Raw genomic sequence first — 18823 nt, forward strand, 5'->3', positions numbered from 1 at the left:
TTAACGATGACGGAAAAAGCCGTCCCGGCTATAGAAATTCATATGGATACGGATGGAAAGACCCTTCGCCGCGGCTGGACCACGGGCACCTGCGCGGCGGCCGCCACGAAGGCGGCCTGCGCTGCCCTTTTGACCGGCGAATTTCCTTACCCTGTCGAGGTCGAACTTCCAAGCGGCGCGAGGCCCGCATTTTCCCTCGCCATCGAGGAAAAGGGTGATAATTTCGCCCGCGCCGGTGTCGTCAAGGATGCGGGTGACGATCCCGACGTCACCCATGGCGCGCTGATCGAAAGCACGGTCAGACGAGGTCAACCGGGAAGCGGTATCATCTTCAAGGCCGGGAAGGGCGTGGGCACCATCACCCGGCCGGGCCTGCCCCTGCCGCCGGGAGAACCCGCCATCAATCCCGTGCCGCGCAAGATGATCGAAACGGCCATTCGCGAGGTGGCCGGAGAAAGTACCGATTTCGAGGTCGAGATTTCCGTCCGCGATGGCGAGAAACTGGCGGAAAAAACCCTGAACGGCAGGCTCGGCATCGTCGGCGGTATTTCTATCCTCGGCACCACCGGCATCGTCATTCCGTTTTCCTGCTCGGCGTGGATTCATTCGATCTGGCGCGGCATCGATGTGGCGCGCGCCACCGGCTGCACCCATGTGCTGGGCGCTACCGGCAACACCTCCGAAAAAGCCGGGCAGGCGCTTTACGATCTTCCGGAAACCGCGCTTATCGACATGGGCGATTTCATCGGCGGCATGCTGAAATACCTGCGCAGCCATCCGGTCGAGCGGGTGACGATCGCGGGCGGCGTCGCCAAGATGACTAAGCTCGCCCAGGGAATGCTCGACGTGCACTCCAAAAAGGGATTGGCCGATCTCGATGCGCTGGCGGCATTGGCGCGGGAAGCCGGAGGAAATGAAAATCTCGCCATTGCCATCCGTCAGGCCAACATGGTCGCGCACGCCTTTGAGCTGGCCGAAAGCGCCAAGATAGATCTCGGTGCGGTCGTTGCTGAAAAAGCCTGGGTAACCGCAGCGGCAGCGCTGAAGATGCCGGCCATTGCGCTCGATATTCTGGTGTTCGATCGTCAGGGCGCGCTCAAGGGCCGCACCGCCTCCACGCCGTCGCATCAGCCTTTCGCATCTTCCTTCGGAGACCGGAACCGCCGAACATAGTCGGTGCTATAAAGCGCGCTTTCACGAAAATCAGTCGAGGCAAGCCCACGTCCGACGAAGATCAGGGCCGTCCGCTCCACCGGTTCGGCTGCGAGCTTGTCCTCAATGTCGAACAGCGTTCCTCTGATAACCCGCTCATCCGGCCAGGACGCGCGAACGACGATGGCGACCGGGCAATCCGAACCGTAAAGCGGCGTCAGCTCTTCCACCACCTTGCCGATGGCATGAATGGCGAGATGGACGGCGAGCGTTGCGCCCGTCGCACCGAAAGCCTTCAGCGTCTCACCCTCCGGCATCTTCGATGCGCGCCCGGAAATGCGGGTCAGCACAAGGCTCTGCGCCACTTCCGGCACAGTCAGTTCCCGCTGCAAAGTGGCGGCGGCGGCGGCAAAGGACGGCACGCCCGGGGTGACGGTATAATCCAGACCCAGCCGCTCCAGACGGCGAATCTGCTCGCCCATGGCGCTCCAGACGGAAAGGTCGCCGGAATGCAGCCGCGCCACATCCTTTCCGGCCTCCGCTGCGGCCACAAATTCCGCCTCGATCTCATCCAATGAAAGCGCGGCCGTATCGACGATGCGGGCGCCCGGAGGACAATATTCAATGAGCGCTTTCGGAACCAGCGAGCCGGCATAAAGGCACACCGGGCAGGCGGCGACAAGATCGCGCCCGCGCACCGTAATGAGATCGGCGGCGCCCGGACCGGCGCCAATGAAATGAACCGTCATTATTGTTCTCCATGTTCGATGGCGCTGCTGCTTTTCTGCGGGGCGTCGTCAGTCGTTGCGATGGCCACCGTGACATCGTCAACCACAAGACGCGGCGCAACCAGCCTTGCATTCTCTCCGGCGGCGGCAAGCGCCGCCGCTTCGCTCACACTTGGCGAGCCGGCATGATCAAGGCTCGCCTGTGAAAATGTCATTGTTTTCGAAGCAACCGCCTCGAGCCGTTCCTGCGATACGATCTCAAGCGACAGCGACAGGCTTTTCGCCGCTTCCAAAAGACCGGCTTCACCGGCTTTGAGCGGCGCGGTCGCCAGGCATTCCGCCGTCACGTCAAAAGCACGTTCTGCGGCACGCACGGCGGCAATGACAGCAGCGGGACCCGTGCCTCTGCGACAACCTATGCCAGCCACGGTCACCATGGCTTGGTCCAGCTCCATTGCGTCACCGGCATTGCCGGACGCCAGCCCGACATGGAACCGACAGCCGCCACCCGCGACACATCCAGACGGATCATCGATCCGCCGTGCCGCGCATGGGCGGCAAGCAGAATGGCCTCCATTTCCAGCGTCACCGCATTGGCGACCAGCCGCCCGCCGGGTTTCAGGGCCTCCATAGCCCCCTCAAGCACACCGTCTTCACTGCCGCCGCCGCCAATGAAAATCGCATCCGGCTTGGCCAAGCCTTCGAAAGCCGCAGGGGCCGCGCCGATCATGACCTCAAGCGCCGGAACACCGAAAGCTTCGGCATTGCGAGCGATACGCTCCGCCCTTTCCGGGTGTTGTTCTATGGCGATGGCGCGGAGCGAGTGGTGCGACAGCATCCACTCTATGCCGATCGAACCCGAACCGGCACCGACATCCCACAGCAACTCGCCCCGCCGTGGGCCAAGAGAGGAAAGTGTCACGGCGCGGATTTCACGTTTGGTGATCTGCCCGTCATGTTCGAACAGGCTGTCATCAAGCCCACATGTGAAAGGCAGAACGCGGGCGCCATCGGCCGCGACGACGTCAATCCCCACCACATTCAGCGGGTCGATGTCTTCAAACGAGAAATCGGCCGCCCTGACCTGCCGCCGCCTCTCCCGCTCTCCGCCCAGGGCTTCGAGCAAAATGAATTCCGACTGGCCTAAACCGAGATCAGACAGCAGATTTGCAATCAAAGCCGGCGCATGCGCGTCAGACGTCAGGGCGATGATGCGCGCACCCCCATGGAGATGCGGGCGCAGAAGATCGACGGAACGGCCATGCAACGAAACGCACTCGGTTGATTGCAGCGCCCAGCCAAGCCGCGAGGCAGCAAGCGAAAAGGCGGAGGGCGAGGGATGACAAACTGTCTCGTCCGCCTCGATTTGCCGCAAAAGCGTGACGCCGACGCCGTAAAAAAACGGATCGCCTGACGCCAGCACACAAACGCGCCTGCCACGCAGCGCCACGACATCGCTCATCTCGGTGTCAAAGGGCACCGGCCAGCGCTGGGCGTCACCGCGAATGGCCGCGGCCGCCAACTCCAGATGGCGTTTGCCGCCAAAAACCACTTCGGCCGCTTCAATTGCCTCAATTGCCTTGCTGCCCAGCCCTTGCAGCCCGTCCTCACCTATGCCGACGATGGAGAGCCACGGCTTTTCTTTCTTTTCGGTGGAAGCCTCATTTTTTGTGGAAGCCTGGCCCGTTCCGGAATATTCAGACGTCATGACACGCTCCATACTCATCCTTGGCGGCACGGCGGATGCCCGGATACTGGCGGGCAGGCTGGCGCAGGAATCCTGCGACCGTATTCTCCTCTCCATGGCCGGCAGGACGCTCTCGCCGGTGGAACAGCCAGTGCCGATGCGTAGTGGCGGCTTCGGTGGTGCTAGCGGTCTTGCGGATTTCATTCGCACCGGGGATTTCGATATTCTCGTGGACGCCACCCATCCCTATGCGGCGAAAATTTCCGCCAATGCCATTGAGGCGGCGCGGCTCGCCAGAGTTCCGCTGGTCGTCCTTTCGCGTCCTGCCTGGCAGCGCCAGCCGGGTGACAGGTGGCATGATGTCGACACTGTCGAACAGGCTGTCGCCGCGCTCGGCAGCGAAGGCAGACGCGTGTTTCTGGCTTTGGGACGGCAGGAGCTTCTTCCTTTCGAAACCGCGCCCCAGCACAACTATCTCATCCGCAGCGTCGACCCGGTGGAGCCGCCACTGAAACTGCCGCATGCGCGCTATATTACCGCGCGCGGCCCCTTTGCGCTGGACGACGAAATCCGCATGCTGGACGAAAACCGCATCGAGACGGTGGTCTCGAAAAACTCCGGTGGCAGCGCGAGCTATGGTAAGATCGAAGCGGCGCGACGGCTCGGCCTTCCGGTCATCATGATCGACCGGCCGCGACAGCAAAACGACGCGCCCCTGAATGACGTGACGGTGCCGGACATTGCCGCTGCGCTCACCGCCATTCGCCATCAGCTCTCTCTTCTCGAAAAACGCGGCGAATAAACCAGCGGTTCCTTGCCGGAACGTTCAATCAGACGGGTTTCAACCGAGCCGACGATGATGCAGGTAGCCATATCCGCCATATCGCTCGAAGCTTCCGAAAGAGGCACAACCCGGATACGCTCATCCGTCCGGCCTGCCGCGCGACCGAAGATCACCGGCACCGAACCGGGCAAATGCGCCCGCAACAGATCAAAAGCGGTCCCGAGCTGGTGCGGCCGCGCCCTGCTGACGGGATTATAGAACGCCATTACAAAGCCTGCTTCTGCCGCCGCGATCAGCCGTTTTTCAATGATGCCCCAGGGTTTCAGATTATCCGATAGCGAAATGGCGCAGAAATCATGGCCAAGCGGCGCGCCGGCTCTCGCAGCGACCGCCAGCATGGCTGTCACACCCGGCACGAAGGAGAAATCGATATCGCGCCATTCGGCGGGGCCGCTTTCGATCGCCTCGCAAACTGCCGCCGCCATGGCGAAAACGCCGGGATCGCCGCCGGACACCACGCACACCTTGCCGCCGGAAGCGGCAAGCCGCAGAGCCTGCTCGGCGCGGGAAATCTCCTCGCGATTGTCCGAAGCGTGGCGACGCTGGTCCGGCCGAAGCGACAGCCGGTCAATGTAAGGGAAATAACCGAAAAAATCGTCCGAAGCTTCAACGGCAGCGAGCGCTTCCGGCGTTATCTGGGCCTGACTGCCCGGGCCAAGACCGACGACGACGAGCCTGCCCGTCATGACTTTTCACCAGCCAAGGGTCTTGTTTTCCAGCCAGGAACCAGAACCAGCGAAAAATATGGAGCAGGCGACGCATCGCGATCGACAAGCCGCACCGCATGGCTGTTGGCCATGGTGCCGCGCTCGACATAAAGCGCGTCTTCAAGCTTGCCAGCCTTTTCCAGCGCCCGGCGGATTTTCGGCAGGTTGCGCCCGACCTTCATGATGACCGCCCCATCCGTTCCGGAAAGGCGGTCCGTCAAAACATCTTCTCCAAGTGTACCGGGAAGCACGCTTAAAATATCGTCTCCTTGCACCAGCGGCAGGCCAGCCATGGACCAGCATCCCGACATGGCGGTGATGCCAGCCACGACCTCGGCGGGATAAGACGGCGCCAACCGCAGATGCAGGTGCATATAGGAGCCATAAAACAGCGGATCGCCTTCGGAGAGCACGGCAACATTTCGCCCAGCCTCGAGATGCACGGCAATATCCTTCGCCGACTGATCGAAAAAACCCGCGATGGCATCTTTGTATTCATCGCCGTTTTTGTCGCTTTCGACGGTTACCGGGTAAACCAGCGGCATTTCCAGCGTGCCCGGACGAATGAAGGCTTCGACAATACCGCGACCGTTGCCGCTGCTTCCCTTCTTGCAGAAGAAGGCGAGAACATCGGCACTTTCGATGGCACGCACGGCTTTCAGCGTCAAAAGCTCCGGATCGCCGGGACCGGTGCCGACGCCAACAAGCTTGCCCTTGGGATGTTCAAGGAGTGCCGCGCTCAAAGGCCCGCCCTCGCAACCGCGTTGATCGCAGCGGCGGTCATGGCCGAGCCGCCGAGACGCCCCTTGACGATGGCGTAGGGAATAGCGAGCGAACTTGCCTCCAGGGCGTCTTTCGATTCCGCCGCACCCACAAAGCCAACGGGCATGCCAATGATGGCCGCCGGGCGGGCATCGCCTTTTTCCAGTATTTCGAGGAGATAGAACAAGGCGGTTGGTGCATTGCCGATCGCGACAAGCGCGCCATCCAGCTTGTCCGCCCACAGATCAAGGGCGGCGGCGGACCGTGTGTTGCCTATCCGTTTCGCAATATCGGGCGTGCGAGCATCGCGAAGGGTGCAGATAACCTCATTGCCGGCCGGAAGGCGCGCGCGCGTCACGCCATGCGCCACCATCTCAGCATCGCAGAGGATAGGCTTGCCAGCGAGGAGGGCGGAACGCGCAGCGCCAACGAAATCGGGCGAAAAGCGGAAGTGGCTTGCCGCCTCCACCTGGCCACAGGCATGGATCATACGAATGGCGATATCTGCCTGTTCATCGCTGAAGGCGGACAGATCCGCTTCTTCACGGATGATGGCGAAGGAGCGTTCATAGATCGCATTGCCATCGCGAATATAGTCATAGTCGGTCATCAGTCATCCTGTCGAAGCGCCGCGCCGATTACTCCCGTGCCCAGACGGACAAGAAAGGTGGCAGCGTTTTCTCCGGGCTTATGTTCTTTTTCGTAAAGACGGGCAAGCCGCGAAAGCGCCGTCCTGCGATGCTGAAAAGGTAAAATGCCATTGGGCGCGTCGCCGGCGCGGCCCGAAATAGAAAATGCCAGGCCTTCAGCAGTGCCGGAAAACGTCAGAAGCGCCGGTCCTGGATGGGCACATCCCTTGCCACAGCCGGAAATATGAAGCGTGAAAGAGCCATCCAGCAGGGAAGGGCATTCTTCAGCCGCAAAGGCGGCCAACTCATGGGTGGCAAAGAAGGCCGACCCACAACGTGGCGCGCCCGAGCACACGGCAACGGAAGAGCGCGCGTCCCCGAAAGCAGTGATAACACCCGTCTCGCCCGCCACCGCAAGCAAATCGCGGCAGACCGCAGAAGGACCGAATAATAGCAGGCTATGGTTTGGCGATGGCCGCAACGTTTCGATACCGAGCGCATCGGCCTGCTCGCAGAGCTTCGCCAGATCGGAAGCCGGGAGTTGTCCGAAAGCAGGGGCGATGCCGACAGCAAAGCGATCCTCTCCCGTCGTCATCAGCCCCAATGGCAGAGACGTGTCCGTAAGTTCATCGGCAATCTCTCCAGCCAGCAGACGATCTCCGCAGATCGACCTCGTCGCTGCAACATCCAGATCGCGGCCGCGGGCAAGCGGTCCTTGAGCAGCCAGATGGACGAGCAGAGAGACAACTATATCCGGCGCCGCGTGCGTCTCGATCAACCCTGCCTTCAGCGCCTTCGGCTGCGGCCCGCCAAGCATCAATTGCCAAAGGGTTCTGCCACCCAGAGACGCCGCCTTCAGGCGAATATCGGCCAGCAAACCATCCAGAGACAGGCGACCGCCACCATCAATGACGACCGACATCTTGGCGGCGAGTTTTTCATGAAGTTGAAGCCTGCCGGCTTCTCGCCGAATTGCTGCGGCAAGCGGGCGGGCATCGGCAATTTCCGTATCATCCCGACCGGCGAGAGGCGAGGTCTCTATCGCAAGTCCGTGACGAAGCGGCAGGTCCAGCGCCAGTACCTCCTTCTCCAGCGCAATCGCACTGTCGGGCGTCAGACCGCGAAACTGCACCCCGCCGCGGGCGGTGATGTCGATCAATCCGTTGCCATGCCGCTCAGCAAGATGGCAAAGCGCCACCATCTCGCGCGGCGATATATCAGCCTCAAAAGCAATTCGCGACAAAAACCCGTCGCCTGTCCGCATGGGGGCGGAAAGGGCGGGGCAGACGCCACGGCGGCCAAACGGCTGAACGGTATCGGCAGCAGCGGCCATCACGCCTTTCTCCTTTCGGAAAACGGCAGGATCAGCATTTCCAGTTCGGCATCAACCGCGTTGCGGCGGCTATGCCACAACCCGCGACGGCGCGCGGATAAAAAGCGTTCGGCCATCACCCGCGCCGCTGTCGGGTTTTCCCGCAGAAGAAAGTCGCGCACGGCCTCGTCGCCCAAATAGGCGTCGTAGAGGCATTCGATCAGAGATGAGGACACGACATGCGTCGTCTCCGCAAATCCGATCAGGCGGTCAACGGTTTCAAGCAGTTCCGCGGCACCACGCGGCCCATGCCGCATCTGGCCGGCGATGAAGCGCGGGTTGACGGCGCGTGCCCGCACCACACGCGTCAGCGCCTGCGAGATCGTCCGCGCACGCGGGCGGGCCGGATCGGTCGTATCCAAGGCAACGATATCGGCAATATCCCCGAGCGCAGCCTTCGCAGCGGAAAAACCGCCAATGAAGGCGACATCAGACGAACCGTCGAGCAAATCCCGACCGGGATCATCGCCGGTATGAACGAGAAGATCGGCCCGGCGCACAAGTTCGGTAAAGCCGGCATCCTCAACGATGTCGAGTCCATCGGCGCCGCCAAAAGCATGGTTTGCAGCCTCGAGATATGCCCGCCCCAGCTCCTCGCGTTCCTCCCAGGTACCGCCCGCCAGCTTTTCCTCGATACCCGCGCCATAGGTGCCGGGCGCAGAACCGAAGATGCGCGCCGGGATATGCCCGAGCGCTGCGGCCTCTTCCGCAAGCGGATTGTCGCCCGGCGCTTCATCCCTGCGCGCGACGGCTTTGGTGGCGGCGTCGAGAAGCGCGATCAGCGCCGGAAACATGTCGCGGAACAGCCCGGAGATGCGGAACGTCACATCAACACGCGGTCGCCCGAGGCTGGCGGGCGGCAAAACCTCGATACCGGTGACACGACCGGTAGCGGGGTCATGCATCGGCCTTGTCCCCATCAGATGCAGCGCCTGCGCCACATCCTCACCGCCATTGCGCAGGCTGGCGCTGCCCCAGAGATCGAAGACCAGGTGCTTCGGCCAGTCGCCATGGCTCTGTAGATGATGGCGCAATACTTCTTCAGCTGCCATTTTGCCGAGTTCAAATGCCGTCGGCGTCGGCATGGTGCGGGGATCGGCGGCATAAAGGTTGCGACCAGTGGGCAGCACATCGAGCCGCCCGCGCGCAGGTGCGCCGGAAGGGCCGGGAACGATATGCAGGCCATTGAGCGCGGCAATCAGGGCGGCTTTTTCCGATTTGGCGCTTTCAAGCCTCAGAAGGTCGGTCTCACCCTCGGCACTGCGGCCAAAAACATGCTGGCCGTCCTTGATCGCAAAATCCTTGAGGTCGCAGAGAAAAGCATCGATGCGCGACAGCGCCGCATCTGGATCATCTTTCTCCACCACGCCCGCTTCCGCCGCAAGCCCGGTCTCCAGCGCCTTTTCAACGATCAGTTTCGCCAGCCGGTCACGCCGGCGGCGATCCAACCCATCCGCCTGCGCATATTCATCGACCAGTTGCTCCAGCGCCGACTGCTCCGGCGAAAGCCCGGCATTCACGAGTACTGGCGGAACATGGCCGATGGTCACGGCCGCGATGCGCCGCTTGGCGACCGCCGCCTCGCCCGGATTGGAAACGATGAACGGATAGACCACCGGCAGTGAGCCGGTGACAATTTCGGGAAAACAATTGCAGGAAAGCGCTACCGTCTTTCCGGGCAGCCATTCCAGCGTTCCATGCGCGCCCACATGCACGATGGCATGCGCACCCGCAATCCGCTGCATCCATGCGCCGAAGGCAACAAGCGCGTGACGTGGCGGCAGGGCGGGGTCGTGGTAGTCCACCCGACGATCCTCATTGCGGCCCCGGTCCGGCGCGAGCGCCACGAACACTTCGCCGAAACGTGCGGCGCGGAACCGGAACGCGCCATCGACGAATGCGTCGTCATCGATTGCCGCGCCCCATGTCGCGTTCACGGATGCGGCAGATGCCGACGGCAAGGCGGAGAAAAAAAACTCGTAGGTGGAAAGATCAATTGCCGCTTCCTGTTGTTCGACGCAGGCGAGCAACGCCCGCGCAGTCTCAGGAATATCCTCGACCGTATAGCCTGCCCCGGCGAGATCCTGCATCATTTCGAGAACGCTTTGCGGCACATCGAGACCGACGGCATAACCGGTTCGCCCGGGCGCCGCACCGGGATAGTCCGGCATCAGAATAACGATCCGCCGATCCCGTGGAGCGGCATTCCGCAGCCGCAGGAAAGCGGCGATGCGATTTGCAGCCTGCTCGATGCGATCAGCCTCGGGTACATTGAGCAAACTCGCGCCGCCATCCACACGCGCCTGTTTGAATGAGATCGCACCGACGAGAATCCGGCCATCCAGCTCCGGCAGGACGACATGCATGGCGAGATCGGAAGGATTGAGACCGCGCGCATTTTCCGCCCATCCGTCCCTCCGCGTCGTCGCCATCACCACCTGAAACACCGGAACGCCCATCCGGTCAAACAAGGTTGCCCCGTCATCATCAGTCTGACTGGCGAAGGCGGTGGCGGCAATGATGGCGGCGGGCTTCAGATCGGGCAGCGCCGTTTCGAGGAAACGGATCGCCTCGCCATCCTTCAGACCACTGACAAAAATCGGCAATGGCGCAAAGCCGCGCTGCGAGAGCGCCTTAAAAAGCGCGTCCACCGGTGCGGCATCTGCCGCCAGAAGCATGGAGCGGTAAAACAGAATGGGCAGAACGGGCACACCTTCGGGAAAACCCGCGCAGGCTTCCGCCCTATCCACAACGCCCCTGCCGGGCCGGTAGAAACCGGCTTTTGGTAGCGGCTCGGCTTCGATATCCGGCCATGCCTCGGCCCTTGCAAGAGCGGCGAGACCAAGGGCAAGCCGATCCATATTCTCTTGCCCACCCTCACGGAAGAAGGAGAGGACCGAGGCCAAAATCCGCCGATCGACGGTCGAGGCCGCTTCCAGTTTCTCGTCCCTTTCGCTGCACTCACCCGGCAAAAGCAGAAGCTTGATGCCACGCCCGTGCGCAAGAATGGAAAGCTGATCGACGCCGTAACGCCAGCGTTCCGCGCCGCCGAGAATCCGGATAAGAATAACCTTGGCATGTTCCGCCGTCTTTTCGACCCAGAGATCGACCGACATGGGATGCCGAAGCTCGGAGAGGTTGGCGGCTGACAGGGAGGGGAGCGCCCCCCCTGTTCGCCGCCAGGCCTGTTCCAGCCCGGCAAGATCGCTTGCCGAAAAAGACAGTATCACCACATCAGACCGGGGCTGGTTGAGATCAACCGGCTCGATCAGATCGTCCAGAGACGAGGATGTGGTAGCGAGGATGTGCATCGTTAGGCGGCCAGCATCTGTTCGATCTTTTCGCGGTTGATGCCCTTTTCGCCGATGACGACGAGGCGGCTGCGGCGTTCCTCACCCGCAGCCCAGGGCCGGTCGTAATAATGGTTGACTCGGCTGCCGACAGCCTGCACCTGCAGGCGCATCGGCTTCGCGGCAATTTCGATGAAGCCCTTGATGCGCAGGACATTTTCGGCAGCAGCCGTCTTGGCGATACGGGCCGCCAGCGCTTCCGGATCGGTAACAGTCGGCAGATCGATGACGAAGCTGTCGAAATCGTCATGCTCGTGGTCGAGTTCGCCATCGTGGTGGGTGCGGCGGTTTTCGATATCCTCTTCCACCGCAAGGCCAAGACCGATCAGCACGGCGGGGTCGATGGCGCCATTGGAGGCCACAACGATCTTTGCCGCCTTCGGCAGATGTTCGAGAACATGCGCCTTGGCCTTGTCCAGACCGGCGTCATCCAGCAGATCGGCCTTGGTCAGCACGATAAGATCGGCACAGGCGACCTGATCCTCGAAAACCTCTTCGACCGGGTCATCGTGATCGAGCGCCTCGTCATTTGCCCGTTGGGTGGCGAGCGCTTCCATGTCGTGCGCCACCTGACCCTCGGCAAGGGCGGCGCCATCCACTACGGCTACGACGGCGTCCACCGTCACACGGCTCTTGATCGCCGGCCATTGGAAGGCCTGCACCAAGGGCTTCGGCAGGGCAAGGCCCGAGGTCTCGATGAGGATATGTTCCACCTTCGGCTGGCGGCTCAGAATCTGTTCGATGGCGGGCTGGAAATCATCCGCCACCGTGCAGCAGATGCAGCCATTAGCCAGTTCGACGATGTTTTCTTCCGGGCAGCTTTCAATACCGCAACCTTTGAGAATCTCGCCATCGATGCCAATATCGCCGAATTCGTTGACGATGATCGCCAGCCGCTTGCCGTCCAGCTTTTCGAGAAGACCGCGCAGCAGCGTGGTTTTGCCGGCCCCCAGAAAGCCGGTAACGATGGTGCAGGGAACGCGGTCCAGAAGGGTGCTCATGATCTCTCCTCGGTAAAATCGAATGGGGGAATGCGCGCCACCATGCCGCGCTTTAAGGGTTCGGGGCGGCCGCGCCAGGGCATCAGACCATCGGGGGCGGCCGCCAGCAGCTGCGCACCGGTCAGCAAATCTTCCGCATCACCGGTCGTCAGCCCGCCGAAGACATAGGACCAGCCATTGGCGCTGCGCAGCACGGCGCTAAGCCCGCGCTTGCAATTGGCGAGGCAGTTGACGGAGCGAACGGTGACACCGGTTTCCTGCGCCTTTGCGATGACGGCATCGGCGAGACGTAAACCGGGGCGCGGTTCGGCATTGGGATCGGTTTCATCGCGGCAGCTTCTGCAAACGAAGACGGTCACGCCGGACGCTGTTTCGTTCTGCGTGTTTCCGCCTGCACATGAAGATGTCGCTGAAATATCCAAACCGTATCGTTTCCCGCGCCTTACAAAAAATCTCGGGGGTGCGGATGCCGAATACGGCATGCGGACAGACGCAAGCCGGGTGTTCGATCTAACCGACTGACCGGAGCACCCCGCCCGGCAGACGTTTTTCCTGAAACGGCAGGTCTCCTGGCTCGCGGCTTTACATCCTGACACCGCCTTCCCGAACCCGTTAAGGCGTCCAGTGGCTTTACGGTGCGGGCTTACCGCTTACAGTTGCGGGGGCAGCCACGGAATGACCCGGTAATCGGGTTGGAACCGTGTTCCCTCTTAGCTTTTCCCGTTGCCGGGAAAAGACCGTCAGTCCGTTACCCTTAGGCTGAACGGGCGTGGGGGTCAATGCCGCGACCCTGTGGCCCGCACATTGCCGGGTGCGGCAAATTGGGTATAGTCGCCGCTCCGAATGGCGGGGCACCGGGTCCCACGCCGCTGGATGAAAAGGAAAACGCGATGACACGTGACATCAGCGACAGCGAAGCCGAACGTCACCGGCAGAAAATGGTCAACCGCAAAACGGTGCAGGACGCCGAGGTTGCGGAAAAGACCATCGAAAAAGGTCTGCTGATGATCAATACCGGCCCGGGCAAGGGCAAATCCACCGCCGCTTTCGGCCTTGCCCTGCGCATGCTCGGCACTGGGCGGCGGGTCGGCGTGGTGCAATTCATCAAGGGTGCATGGTCGACGGGAGAACAGCAGGCGCTGAATTTGTTCGGCGACAGGGTGGTGTGGCGCACCATGGGCGAAGGGTTCACCTGGGACACGCAGGATTTGAAGCGCGACGTCGCGGCGGCGGCAAAGGCCTGGGAAGAAGCCAAGGTCCTGATGGCCGACGAGACCGTCGGCCTGCTGATCCTCGATGAGCTGAACATCGCGCTCCGTTACGATTACCTGCCACTGGAGGAGGTGGTCGAAACGCTATCCAGCCGAAGGCCCGATCTGCACGTCATCGTTACCGGCCGCAACGCCAAGCAACCGCTCATCGACGCGGCCGATATGGTGACGGAAATGACCCTCGTGAAACATCACTTCAAGGCCGGCGTAAAAGCGCAGGCGGGGATAGAATTCTGACATGGCTGCACGCGTGCTGATGTTTCAGGGAACCGGCTCGGATGTCGGTAAATCGCTGATGGTGGCAGGCCTTGCCCGTGCCTTCACCCGGCGCGGCCTGTCCGTCATGCCGTTCAAGCCGCAGAACATGTCAAACAATGCGGCCGTGACCGCCGATGGCGGCGAGATCGGCCGCGCACAGGCGCTGCAGGCACGGGCGGCGGGCGTGCCGCTTTCCGTGCACATGAACCCGGTGCTCCTGAAGCCGCAGAGCGAGACCGGCGCACAGGTGGTGGTGCAGGGCAAGATCGCCGGCAATGCCAGGGCGGCCGATTATCAGCACATGAAGGCCGGGCTGATGCCGCGCGTGCTCGAAAGCTTCAACCGCCTGAAACAACGGGCCGATCTGGTGCTGGTGGAAGGGGCGGGCAGCGCCTCCGAAATCAACCTGCGTACCAATGACATCGCCAATATGGGTTTTGCCAGAGCTGCGGACGCGCCTGTGATCCTGATCGGCGATATCGACCGGGGCGGCGTCATCGCCAGCCTCGTCGGCACGAAAGCCGTACTCGAAGCTGAAGACGCGGCGATGATCGAAGGTTTCATCGTCAATCGCTTTCGCGGTGATCCGGCCCTGTTTTCAGACGGCATGCGGATAATTAGGGAACAGACCGGCTGGGCTTCTATCGGGCTTCTGCCACATTTCTCAGATGCCGCCAAACTGCCGGCGGAAGATGCGCTGGGGCTCTCCGGCCCCGCCCAACAGAAGCCTGGCGCAAAGATCCGCATCGCCGTGCCGATCCTGCCGCATATTTCCAATTTCGACGATCTCGATCCGCTGGATATGGAACCGGATGTCGAACTGATCCGCGTGCGGCCGGGCGAAACCATTCCGGCCGATTGCCGGCTGGTGCTGCTTTGCGGATCGAAAGCCACCATCGCCGATCTTGCCGTGCTGAAAGATGCGGGCCTAGACATCGATATAAAGGCGCATATGCGGCGCGGCGGCTACGTTCTCGGCCTTTGCGGCGGATACCAGATGCTCGGAAAAACCGTTGCCGATCCTGACGGCATCGAGGGATCGCCCACAACTGTCGATGGGCTCGGTCTGCTTGATGTCGACACGGTTTTGACGGGCGACAAAAGGCTGGTTTCCGTTCAAGGCGTGAGCTTTGATGGTATTGGTTTATCCGGCTACGAAATGCATGTCGGGGAAACCACGGGAGCAGCGGGCAATCTGGCGTTTTCGACGATCGACGGGCATAGCGATGGAAGGATTTCACCCGACGGTCGCGTCTTCGGCACCTATATTCACGGCCTCTTCGCGGATAACAGCCAGCGGAGCGCGTGGCTGGAACGTCTCGGCGGGCAGGGCACGGAGCTGAACTATGATGAGCAGGTGCATACGGTTCTCGACCGTCTCGCTGCACATATGGAACAGCACCTCGATCTCGACCGTCTGCTTGCTATAGCGCGATAAGGATCGCCAGAAGTCCGAACAGGCCGATCAATAGCAGGTCGGCAATCCGCACGAGCCGCAGCGCCCTGCGAATATCGCCGGCAACCAGCGCCGCCCTGCCACCTTCACCCATGAAACGCGCCTCGATCATCTGACCGCCATAGGAGCGCGGCCCTGCGAGCGCAAAGCCGAGAGCACCGGCCAACGCCGCCTCCGGCCAGCCAGCGTTGGGAGAACGGTGATGATGGGCATCGCGACGTATCGCAGCCATAGCCCTGCCGGGTGATGCGCCCTTAACAAAAAACGCGGCAACCACGAAAAGACCGCCGCTCAACCGTGAGGCCGGCAGATTGACCAGATCGTCCAGCCGGGCGGAGGCCCAGCCGAAGGCCTCATGGCGGGGTGAGCGATGGCCGATCATGCTGTCAGCCGTATTGATCGCCTTGTAAGCCGCGCCGCCCGGCAGGCCCAGGATGCCGAGCCAGAAGGCGGGAGCGACGATGCCGTCGGAAAAATTTTCGGCCAGACTTTCAACCGCCGCCCGGCAGATCGCCGCTTCGTCCAGCTTTTGAGGATCCCGCCCGACGATCATCGATACCGCCTTGCGGCCGCCTTCCACACCCTCACGCTCCAGAGCAATGGCGACAGCCTCCACATGCTGCTCAAGACTTTTCTGCGCCGGAAGCGAAGCTCCCAGCACAGCAACCAGTAAAATGCCGAAGGGCAGAAAAAGCAGGGTGGATTGCGCAAACCACGCAACAAGCAGCGTCAGCCCGACGAAAACGAGGAGAGCCGCGACACCGGCCCCCTTGCGCTGTGAAAATGACGCACTCTCCCGGTTCCATTTTTTGTCCAGCAGCGCGATAAGCGAACCGATCCAGGTGACGGGATGGCCGATGCGTTTGAACAGCCATACCGGATAGCCGGTCAGGCGTTCGATCACGAGCGACAGGAAAGCGAGAGCAAAAAACATGGGCGAAACAGTACCAGAAAAGGCGAAAGCTGCGATCCGTCACGGTGGCAATCTCGGCAGGGCGCGTCTGCTGTTTCCTGAAGCGCCTGAACCGTGGATCGACCTTTCGACTGGGATCAATCCGCACTCCTACCCGCATTCGCCGATCCCCGCCAGCGCATTCGCCCGCCTGCCGGAACCGGACGCCGCCGAAGAATTGAAAAGTCTGGCGGCAACGCATTTCAATGCGCCTTCCGCCCGGCATGTAGCGCTTTCCCCCGGCACGCAGATGCTGATGCCATTACTGGCTCAGATCGCTATCGCCCGCGGGGCAAAAAGCGGCGCCGTCCTTTCCCCCGCCTATGCGGAACATGCCCGAACCGCACGCATCGCCGGACTGGCTGTGACCGAGGCGGAAAACATCAGCGCGATGTCGGCTCATGACTATGGCGTCGTGGTCAATCCCAATAATCCCGATGGCCGCATCACGGATCGCACCGCCTTGTTGTCGCTGGCCGCCGCCATGCGCCGCAAGGGTGGGCTGCTCGTCGTGGACGAAGCCTTCATCGAGACAGGAGGTGCCGAAAGCCTCGCAAATGCCGCCTGTCAGGATGCACTGGTGGTCCTGCGCTCTTTCGGTAAATTTTACGGCATGGCAGGCGTTCGGCTGGGTTTCGCGATTGCGCAGCCCGATATCGCTGCTGAACTGGAGGCAAGGCTCGGCCCCTGGGCGGTTTCCGGCCCGGCGCTGCATATCGCGACGCAGGCTCTGGCGGACGGGGAATGGCAATCGTCCATGCGTCTGCACCTTGCCGAAGACGCCCGGCGCATGAACACCATGCTGGAAAAAGCGGGGCTGGCAATTGCCGGCGGCACGTCGCTGTTTACTCTGGTGCGGGATCCCCGCACCACAAAGCTGTTCAGCCATCTTGGCCGACACGGCATTCTGGTCCGCATTTTTGATGAGAGGCCGAACGACATGCGTTTCGGCCTTCCCGGTAGCGAAACGGAGTGGCAGCGCTTTGAGGAGGCGCTGTCATCCTTTGACTATTCCTCGAAGGTGTAGGTCTCAATCGACTCCGGCTTCATTTCGATGGAGAAGCCCGGCAATTTCGGCGGCATGTAAGCGGCGTTTCTGATATCGCAGGGTTCGATGAAATGCTCGTGCAGGTGGTCGACATACTCGATCACGCGGCCTTCCTTCGTGCCAGATACCACGAGATAGTCGATCATCGACAGATGCTGCACATATTCGCAGAGGCCGACGCCACCGGCATGCGGCCAGACCGGCAGATTGTATTTGGCGGCGATCAGCAGCACCGCCAGCACCTCGTTCAGACCGCCCATGCGGCAGCTGTCGATCTGCACCACATCGATGGCGCCCTCGGCGATGAACTGCTTGAACATGATACGGTTCTGACACATTTCACCCGTCGCCACCTTAACCGGACCGATGGCCGCGCGGATCTTGCGATGGCCGGCGACGTCGTCCGGGCTCGTCGGCTCTTCAATGAAGAAGGGGGTGCAGAAGGCAAGCTTGTTGACCCACTCGATGGCCTGATCGACTTCCCAGACCTGATTGGCGTCAATCATCAGGTAACGGTCGGGACCGATCACCTCACGGGCAATGGTAAGACGGCGAATATCGTCTTCCAGATCGCGGCCAACCTTCATCTTCACATGGTTGAATCCGGCATCGATGGCTTCCTGGCAAAGACGACGCAGCTTGGCGTCGTCGTAACCCAGCCAGCCGGCCGACGTCGTGTAGCAGGCATACCCTTCGTTCTTCAGCGTCTCGATACGTTCCTTCTTGCCGCTTTCGGCTTTTTTGAGGATCGCAAGCGCTTCGTCCCGGGTCAGCACGTCGGTCAGATAGCGGTAATCGACGATATCGGCAATTTCTTCCGGGCTCATATCGGCAACGAGCTGCCACACCGGCTTGCCGGCCTTCTTGGCCAGCAAATCCCATACCGCATTCACAACGGCGCCGGTGGCGAGATGCATCGCGCCCTTGTCCGGGCCGATCCAGCGCAACTGGCTGTCGCTCGTCAGATGTCGCCAATATTTGCCGGGGTTCTCGGTGACGGTGGCAAGATCGGTGCCAACCACCAGATGACGCATCGCTTCGATGGCCATGCAGCAGATGTCATTGCCGCGACCGATGGTGAAGGTCAGCCCGTGGCCTTTAAGACCCGGCTCATCGGTATCGAGAATGACATAAGCCGCCGAATAATCCGGGTCGGGGTTCATCGCGTCCGAGCCGTCGAGACTTTGGGACGTCGGAAAACGTAGGTCGAAAACACGCAGATCAGTAATTTTGGTCATGGCCGTTCACTCGCGGTCAGTGTCAAAGGAAATCGTTTAGTCGAGGTGGAAGGTTTCTTCCATCATCGCCCACCACTCGCCTTCCTTGCGGCTTTCGAGCGGTTGCTGACAGGGAATGGTGAAAGACCACCACTCCTGGTTCTTCGGGCTTGCAGCCATCTTCGCCATGTCGGCGCTGATATCGCTGCCGTGATATTCCCAATAGCCGAAGAGCAGATTTTCCGGCTCGCGCAGGAAGATCGTATAATTGCGGATATTGCAGTCGCTGATAAGCGCCAGAATTTCAGGCCAGACGGCGGCATGCAGCCTTTTATATTCCGCGATCATTTCCGGTTTGACGCCTATGACCATGCCCATGCGCTGCATGA

The 18823-nt window shown here is 61.5% G+C and carries 18 protein-coding genes and 1 riboswitch; of the genes, 5 read left to right on the top strand and 13 right to left on the bottom strand.

What is annotated here, in order from left to right:
• Positions 1 to 42: 42 nt before the first annotated feature.
• Positions 43 to 1173, top strand: a complete 1131-nt coding sequence (locus PL597_RS22950) for a cobalt-precorrin-5B (C(1))-methyltransferase (protein ID WP_162520495.1) — start codon at positions 43 to 45, stop codon at positions 1171 to 1173.
• Here the strand turns inward: PL597_RS22950 and cobM are convergent.
• The 3 genes from cobM to cbiE are packed head-to-tail and all read right to left on the bottom strand — an operon-like array spanning position 1128 to position 3588.
• On the bottom strand, positions 1128 to 1901 hold the full coding sequence (gene cobM / locus PL597_RS22955) for a precorrin-4 C(11)-methyltransferase (protein ID WP_077983643.1): 774 nt from the start codon (positions 1899 to 1901) through the stop codon (positions 1128 to 1130). The genes PL597_RS22950 and cobM overlap by 46 nt on opposite strands.
• A complete protein-coding gene (locus PL597_RS22960; RefSeq protein WP_162520514.1) occupies positions 1901 to 2317 on the bottom strand; it encodes a cobalamin biosynthesis protein in 417 nt (138 codons plus the stop codon). The genes cobM and PL597_RS22960 overlap by 1 nt, the downstream gene beginning before the upstream one ends.
• Positions 2311 to 3588 carry a precorrin-6y C5,15-methyltransferase (decarboxylating) subunit CbiE gene (gene cbiE, locus PL597_RS22965; RefSeq protein WP_077983645.1) on the bottom strand — a complete coding sequence of 426 codons (1278 nt, stop codon included), beginning with the start codon at positions 3586 to 3588 and terminating at the stop codon, positions 2311 to 2313. Before cbiE ends, PL597_RS22960 begins: the two co-directional genes overlap by 7 nt.
• Here cbiE and PL597_RS22970 point away from each other — a divergent pair.
• Entirely contained in the window at positions 3587 to 4369 is a 783-nt protein-coding gene (locus tag PL597_RS22970) for a cobalt-precorrin-6A reductase (RefSeq protein ID WP_137412346.1), read from the top strand. The genes cbiE and PL597_RS22970 overlap by 2 nt on opposite strands.
• Here PL597_RS22970 and PL597_RS22975 read toward each other — a convergent pair.
• From PL597_RS22975 to PL597_RS23005, 7 genes are read right to left on the bottom strand one after another with little or no spacing between them, the layout of a single operon-like run.
• Positions 4336 to 5097 carry a precorrin-3B C(17)-methyltransferase gene (locus PL597_RS22975; RefSeq protein WP_142912904.1) on the bottom strand — a complete coding sequence of 254 codons (762 nt, stop codon included), beginning with the start codon at positions 5095 to 5097 and terminating at the stop codon, positions 4336 to 4338. The two genes, PL597_RS22970 and PL597_RS22975, sit on opposite strands and share 34 nt — an antisense overlap.
• A complete protein-coding gene (locus PL597_RS22980) occupies positions 5094 to 5861 on the bottom strand; it encodes a precorrin-2 C(20)-methyltransferase (RefSeq protein ID WP_142912903.1) in 768 nt (255 codons plus the stop codon). The genes PL597_RS22975 and PL597_RS22980 overlap by 4 nt, the downstream gene beginning before the upstream one ends.
• Entirely contained in the window at positions 5858 to 6490 is a 633-nt protein-coding gene (locus PL597_RS22985; protein WP_137412348.1) for a precorrin-8X methylmutase, read from the bottom strand. Before PL597_RS22985 ends, PL597_RS22980 begins: the two co-directional genes overlap by 4 nt.
• Complete coding sequence (cobG, locus tag PL597_RS22990) at positions 6490 to 7842, bottom strand: precorrin-3B synthase (protein ID WP_271366314.1); 1353 nt, start codon at positions 7840 to 7842, stop codon at positions 6490 to 6492. Before cobG ends, PL597_RS22985 begins: the two co-directional genes overlap by 1 nt.
• Complete coding sequence (gene cobN, locus PL597_RS22995; RefSeq protein WP_269824782.1) at positions 7842 to 11192, bottom strand: cobaltochelatase subunit CobN; 3351 nt, start codon at positions 11190 to 11192, stop codon at positions 7842 to 7844. The genes cobG and cobN overlap by 1 nt, the downstream gene beginning before the upstream one ends.
• Before the next feature lie 2 nt (positions 11193 to 11194).
• On the bottom strand, positions 11195 to 12232 hold the full coding sequence (cobW, locus tag PL597_RS23000; protein WP_077983652.1) for a cobalamin biosynthesis protein CobW: 1038 nt from the start codon (positions 12230 to 12232) through the stop codon (positions 11195 to 11197).
• Entirely contained in the window at positions 12229 to 12654 is a 426-nt protein-coding gene (locus tag PL597_RS23005; RefSeq protein ID WP_269824781.1) for a DUF1636 family protein, read from the bottom strand. The genes cobW and PL597_RS23005 overlap by 4 nt, the downstream gene beginning before the upstream one ends.
• Before the next feature lie 120 nt (positions 12655 to 12774).
• Positions 12775 to 12989: riboswitch (cobalamin riboswitch) on the bottom strand.
• A gap of 133 nt (positions 12990 to 13122) precedes the next feature.
• Here PL597_RS23005 and cobO point away from each other — a divergent pair.
• Both cobO and PL597_RS23015 read left to right on the top strand, forming a co-directional pair.
• A complete protein-coding gene (gene cobO, locus PL597_RS23010) occupies positions 13123 to 13740 on the top strand; it encodes a cob(I)yrinic acid a,c-diamide adenosyltransferase (RefSeq protein WP_137412352.1) in 618 nt (205 codons plus the stop codon).
• Position 13741: 1 nt separating this feature from the next.
• Positions 13742 to 15199, top strand: coding sequence for a cobyric acid synthase (locus PL597_RS23015; protein WP_271366304.1), 1458 nt, complete (start codon positions 13742 to 13744; stop codon positions 15197 to 15199).
• Here the strand turns inward: PL597_RS23015 and cbiB are convergent.
• A complete protein-coding gene (gene cbiB, locus PL597_RS23020; RefSeq protein ID WP_173990379.1) occupies positions 15186 to 16151 on the bottom strand; it encodes an adenosylcobinamide-phosphate synthase CbiB in 966 nt (321 codons plus the stop codon). The genes PL597_RS23015 and cbiB overlap by 14 nt on opposite strands.
• On the opposite strand from cbiB, the gene cobD reads away from it, so the two are divergent.
• On the top strand, positions 16150 to 17196 hold the full coding sequence (gene cobD, locus PL597_RS23025) for a threonine-phosphate decarboxylase CobD (RefSeq protein WP_271366306.1): 1047 nt from the start codon (positions 16150 to 16152) through the stop codon (positions 17194 to 17196). The genes cbiB and cobD overlap by 2 nt on opposite strands.
• Here the strand turns inward: cobD and PL597_RS23030 are convergent.
• Both PL597_RS23030 and PL597_RS23035 read right to left on the bottom strand, forming a co-directional pair.
• Complete coding sequence (locus PL597_RS23030) at positions 17178 to 18455, bottom strand: L-fuconate dehydratase (protein ID WP_173990383.1); 1278 nt, start codon at positions 18453 to 18455, stop codon at positions 17178 to 17180. The genes cobD and PL597_RS23030 overlap by 19 nt on opposite strands.
• 36 nt (positions 18456 to 18491) lie before the next feature.
• A complete protein-coding gene (locus PL597_RS23035) occupies positions 18492 to 18821 on the bottom strand; it encodes an L-rhamnose mutarotase (RefSeq protein WP_077983658.1) in 330 nt (109 codons plus the stop codon).
• Positions 18822 to 18823: the final 2 nt, after the last annotated feature.

Origin of the sequence: Agrobacterium sp. ST15.13.013 (genome assembly GCF_027956525.1) — a bacterium.
GTDB classification, from domain to species: domain Bacteria; phylum Pseudomonadota; class Alphaproteobacteria; order Rhizobiales; family Rhizobiaceae; genus Agrobacterium; species Agrobacterium salinitolerans.